Annotated in this window: 1 protein-coding gene; it reads left to right on the forward strand. The window is 47.2% G+C overall.

Annotated features, from left to right (window positions below):
- On the forward strand, positions 1-525 hold a 525-nt coding region (locus tag R7Z50_RS30945), incomplete at both ends, for a tetratricopeptide repeat protein (RefSeq protein ID WP_318150207.1).

Genomic DNA, 525 nt, shown 5'->3' on the forward strand with positions numbered 1-525 from the left:
TTGCTCGAGGAAGATAAAACCGACCAAGCAGAAGCTCAGTTGCGTTATGCGTTCACGACTCGTCCGCGAGATCCTGAATTGCTCGGTGCTATGGGCAAGGTTTATCTACGTAGAGGGCAGCAGCAAAAAGCGCTCGAATACTTTAAACAGGCTCAGCGCTTAGATCATAATCCTGACTCGGCCTCAAAATGGGCAGCGTTAATTGAGACGTCTCAATATTGGGCGTATCTTGATCAAGGTGATGCCTTGGTCGAAAAAGGCCAGTTTAAGCAAGCAGAAAGCGTTTATCACAAAGCGATTCAAGTAGATAAATCCCAACCTTATGCTTATTCATCATTAGGCTCTTTGTATCTTGTTCGAGAAAATTATGCCGCGGCAGAGAAGGCTTTCAAACAAGCTTTGCAACTGGACAGTAGCAATAGCTCTGCATTGCGTGGTCGTTTAGATGTTCGTATTCAGCAGCAAGATTGGTCTGGCGCGGAAGCTCTCGCGCGCAGTTACTCTGCCCCACAGCAGAAAGTGGTC

It is taken from the genome of Vibrio sp. 1249-1 (assembly GCF_033340495.1).